We start from the raw sequence: 4,431 nt of genomic DNA on the forward strand, positions 1-4,431 counted from the left end.
GACTGCGCCGCGTGAGGAGTGGTCGGCGCGGTTGCGGCGTCTGATCACCGAGCAGGTCGGCGTAATCCTGCGGCGCACCGTGGATGCCGACCGCCCGTTCGTCGAGTACGGCATGGACTCGCTGGGCATGCTCGAGATGCGAACGCACATCGAGACCGAGACCGGTATCCGGTTGAGTCCCAAGGTGATCGCCACCCACAACACGGCCCGCACGTTGTCCGAGCACCTGGCGGAGACTTTGGCCGAGGAAGTGCCGGCCTAGCGCGAGTCTCTTACGCTCCCTTTACTCGATGTCCCAGCCGTAGTCGGACGGGGCGGCGCACAACAACTCGCGGATGTCTTCCAGGGAGTTTGTTCGCTGCGTCGCGTGCCCGTGGTTCTCCAGCACCAGCTGGTTGCCGGACAGCCCGCAGCCGTAGAAGTCCAATGGGACGGTGATCGAGCAATAGAACTGTCCGGCAAAAGTTTCCAGCTCGATCCCGGCCGGCATCCGCACGCTGGGCAGCGCACTGACGTCGGTGCAGAAGACCAGCGGCGGTAACCCGGCTGGGGTCCCCTCGAAGGCCACACCGAAGTTGAGTCCCGACTGCTGGACCACCCCGTCGGCGATGTCGGCCCGGAACGTGGCGCCGATATCGGCTGCCAGATCGATGATGTCGGTGTCGGGGCCTATCTCGGCGAGGTAGGTGGCCACCCCCACCAGGTTGGTGGCCTCCGTCGGGGCCACCGGGGGACTCAGGAAATACCGCAGGTCGACCGGGTAGACGTACGGGATTGGCACGTGCGGGGTTTCACGCAGCCGCCACTCGGTCATCAGGATCGCTGCGGCCACCAGGGTGTTGACGCTCACCCGGTTCTCCCGGCCGAATTCCACCAGGTCCGCGGTCTCCTGCTCAGTGAGCCGGACCCGGGAGACCGGAACCGGTTGGGGGAGACCAGGGGTCGCGATGAGCGTCGGTTTCACCGCGGGCGGCAGATCGTAGGCGAACATCACCGGCACGAATCGCTCGACGCCGGTCATGCCGAGCTTCTTGACGCCACGTTGTTCGAGCACGACTTCCAGCGGCTGCGGCGCGGGCTGCGGGTGCACCGGGCCGGGGTCACCGGTCGTCACCACATCGGTGTATCGAGAGAACAGCTCGTCGAAAAGGCCTGCGCCGTGGTGCCCGTCGGCGATGCTGTGGTGCAGGAAGATCGTCAAGTCCGACGTGTCCTCGTGCAAGGTAAGCCGCAGATTCAGCAGCGTCTCACCCTGATTGAGCTTGATTTCTGACGGAAAGTCGCCGTCATCCACCACGATCCCCGCGTGCATCATGTCGTCGGACACCAGATTCCAACCACCGTCCTCGCTCGGCTCAAGGTGGCTGGCCAAGATCGGGTGGGCGTCGACGAGGGCATCGAAGGCTTCGGCAAGCGCGTCGGCATCCACACGACCACGCAGGTGCACCGTCACGGCGGTGTACACCTCGTACTGTGCAAAAACTTCCTCGCTGTGCGAGAGCTTTCGGATCACCGATCCGGCAAACATGTGCAGAACTCCGCTTTCTGGTCAGGGTCAGCGCGTGCTGGCCCGCTTGTATCCGATCGCTATGGGTATGACGCACGCGGCGGCTATTCCGGCGCTCCACAACAGTGTCGCGATCATCGGTGCCAGCACCGGTCCGCCGGCGGCGAGCCCGCGCATCGCGGTGACCGCGTAGCTCACCGGCTGGTGCTCGACGATAGGTCGCACCCACTGCGGATACTGGTTCAGCGGAAGCAGCCCGGTGGAAAAGAAGATCAACAGCAGCTGCCACAGCTCAACGGCTTCCACCACAAGGGTTTTCGACACGAACAGCGCGACCGCTGTGGTCACGGCGGCGAACGCCATGCCGAAGATCACCGGGACGGCAAACCACAGCACCGTCGCGAAAACGCCGCCCCGGAACCGGAATCCCAGCAGCACGCCCGCGCCCAGCATGACCCCGGTGGTGACCAGGATGCGGACCGCCTCGGCGATAATCCGCGACAGCGGACCCGATGCCCGGTGCACCGGCATCACCCAGAGTCGGGTCAGTAATCCGCTCTGCTGCTCACGCATCAAATCGATGGCGACAAAAGCGGAACCACTGACGGCGCCGCCCAGCGCAAGCAGCGGGACGATGCTGTACAGCGCGCTGTCGTGAGTCATCGCGTAGATCAGGTTGCCGAGCACGATGTAGAGCACCACCATGAACACCACCGGCAGCACCAGGGCTTCTGAGACGGTGATCAGGTCGCGTCCCCATCGGGTCAGGATCCGCTTGGTCTGCACCCGCGTCTGCGACACCAGCAGCCGCAGGGAGCTTTCCGGAAGACTCTGAGCCGTCATGGGCGTCGGGACAAGACGACGATGGACACCGGAACCAGCAGCACCGCGAACCCGAGCAGCCACAGCAGCGAAGGAGTCATGACCGCCCAGGTCACCGGCACCGGCGACTTGGTGGTGTCGCCGGCCAGGGCGCGCAAGCCGAGCACCAACTGGGAGATCGGTTGGTTACGCACGAAAGGCTGGATCCAGTGCGGGAACATCTTCAGCGGTTGGATGCCGGTGGACAACAACCCGAAGATCAAGATGGGCATGGTTACCAGCGGGAGCATGGCGTCGGGGTTGCGGGTGGCGGTGCCGAGCAAATCGGCGCCGAAGGACAACACCACTCCGATCGCGATCGCCAGTAGGCAGAAGCCCGCGATGTACAGCGCGCCGCGGTGGAACCGAAATCCGATGATGTGCGCAGCGAGCAGGGATACCGCCAGACCCACGCAGCATCGGTACACACTGGCAGTCACCCGGGCAAGCACCGGCGTTATTGGCGCGATCGGCATGGACCGGAACCGTCGATTGATGCCGTTGAGCGAATCGGTTGCCGCGCGAAACCCCGACGAGATCGCCGCGAATGCAATGGCCTGCATAGTGATCAGCGGTGTGATGTATTGGCCGAGACTACTGGCGACGCCGCTGCTGGCGCCGCCCACGTAGTGGGCCCACGGTATGGAGAACGGAATGTAGAAGCCCACCGCGAAGGACAACGACGCGCCGATCGCGGTGATCAGTTCACCGTTGCGCAGCGTGGGGGCGATGAAGCGGACGGTCAACACCCGCCACTGGGCGAGCATCGACGGCCTGGGTCTCTGGACCGGCTGAGCCAATGCCGGCGCGCTCACCGCACCGCCTCGGGTGTGAGGTGACTCAGCGTGCGGGACTCGCTGGGATCGGCTGTCATGGAAAGGAATACGTCGTCGAGCGACGGACGGCGCAGCGCGATGTCGGCGGGTTCGATGTCGGCCTCGTTGAGCAGTCGGACGGCTTCGATGAGCGTGCCGGTGCCCTCGGGTGCCGGCATGGTGATTCGGTCGGAGTCGGGTGTCAGCATCGACCTTTGTTGTTCGGGCAGCAGCGATCCCAGGGCCGCAACCATGGCAGGCAGTTCCTTGACGTCGCGTGGCACGATCTCGCAGAAGGTGCCGCCGGCGCTGTGCTTGAGTTCGTTGGCGGTGCCCTCGGCGATGATCTTGCCGCGGTCGACGAGGATGATGCGGTCGCTGAGCGCATCCGCCTCTTCGAGGTACTGCGTGGTCAACAGTGTGGCGATGCCCAGCTTCTTGAAGTTGCCGACCAGATCCCAAATGGCTTGTCGGCTACGCGGATCCAGACCGGTAGTGGGCTCGTCCAGAAACGCCACCTGGGGTTGGACGACCAGTCCGCAGGCAATGTCGATGCGCCGACGCATCCCGCCGGAGTAGGTGCTGACCCGCCGTTTGGCCGCGTCCACCAGGTCGAACTGTTCGAGCAGTTCGGCCGCACGGGCGCGGGCAGCCGACTTGCTGAGCCCGTACAGCTGGGCGAACATCACCAGATTCTGTTGCCCGGAGAGCATGTCGTCGAGCGCGACCTGTTGTCCAGTGAGCATGATGGAGCGGCGCACGCCGGCCGGGTCGGCAACGACGTCATGACCGGCGACGCTCGCCGAGCCTTTGGTCGGCTTGGTCAGTGTCGACAGGATGTCCACCATGGTGGTCTTGCCCGCGCCGTTGGGCCCGAGCAGGCCGATCACTTCGCCGCGGCCCACCTCGAAGCTGACGTCGTCCAACGCCACGACCTGTCCCGATCGGGTGCCGAACGTCTTGCCGATCCCGCGAACCGACACGGCGGGTTCGTTATTGGGCATGCGAGTCTCCTCAGTCCAGCCTCGACAGGTCCACCAGGGCGCCGGCCGCGGCGACGCCGACCATTTCGCTCTCGCTCTGCTGTGCGGCCAGCCCGTCCTGGCCTTCCTGGATCAACTCGCTCAGCGCACGCGGGAAGGCCTGCACCAGCGCCTCCATCGTCGCCGCGGCCGGCGCCCTGGTGGACCTGTCGAGGCTGGACTGAGGAGACTCGCATGCCCAATAACGAACCCGCCGTGTCGGTTC

Annotated in this window: 5 protein-coding genes; 1 reads left to right on the top strand and 4 read right to left on the bottom strand. The window is 65.2% G+C overall.

The window, feature by feature from the left end; all coding sequences use genetic code 11:
• A partial coding sequence (locus tag A5634_RS18950) for an acyl carrier protein (protein ID WP_172831743.1) occupies positions 1-262 on the top strand: 262 nt, incomplete at its 5' end.
• A 21-nt stretch (positions 263-283) separates the two neighbouring features.
• Here the strand turns inward: A5634_RS18950 and A5634_RS18955 are convergent.
• The 4 genes from A5634_RS18955 to A5634_RS18970 are packed head-to-tail and all read right to left on the bottom strand — an operon-like array spanning position 284 to position 4,187.
• On the bottom strand, positions 284-1,528 hold the full coding sequence (locus A5634_RS18955) for a phthiocerol/phthiodiolone dimycocerosyl transferase (RefSeq protein ID WP_065145572.1): 1,245 nt from the start codon (positions 1,526-1,528) through the stop codon (positions 284-286).
• A 27-nt stretch (positions 1,529-1,555) separates the two neighbouring features.
• A complete protein-coding gene (locus A5634_RS18960) occupies positions 1,556-2,350 on the bottom strand; it encodes an ABC transporter permease (RefSeq protein ID WP_065145573.1) in 795 nt (264 codons plus the stop codon).
• A complete protein-coding gene (locus A5634_RS18965; protein WP_081290524.1) occupies positions 2,347-3,135 on the bottom strand; it encodes an ABC transporter permease in 789 nt (262 codons plus the stop codon). Before A5634_RS18965 ends, A5634_RS18960 begins: the two co-directional genes overlap by 4 nt.
• A 44-nt stretch (positions 3,136-3,179) precedes the next feature.
• Complete coding sequence (locus A5634_RS18970; RefSeq protein ID WP_065145575.1) at positions 3,180-4,187, bottom strand: daunorubicin/doxorubicin resistance ABC transporter ATP-binding protein DrrA; 1,008 nt, start codon at positions 4,185-4,187, stop codon at positions 3,180-3,182.
• Between the last annotated feature and the right edge of the window lie 244 nt (positions 4,188-4,431).

The organism is Mycobacterium asiaticum (assembly GCF_001673365.1).
Taxonomy (GTDB): Bacteria; Actinomycetota; Actinomycetes; order Mycobacteriales; family Mycobacteriaceae; genus Mycobacterium; species Mycobacterium asiaticum_A.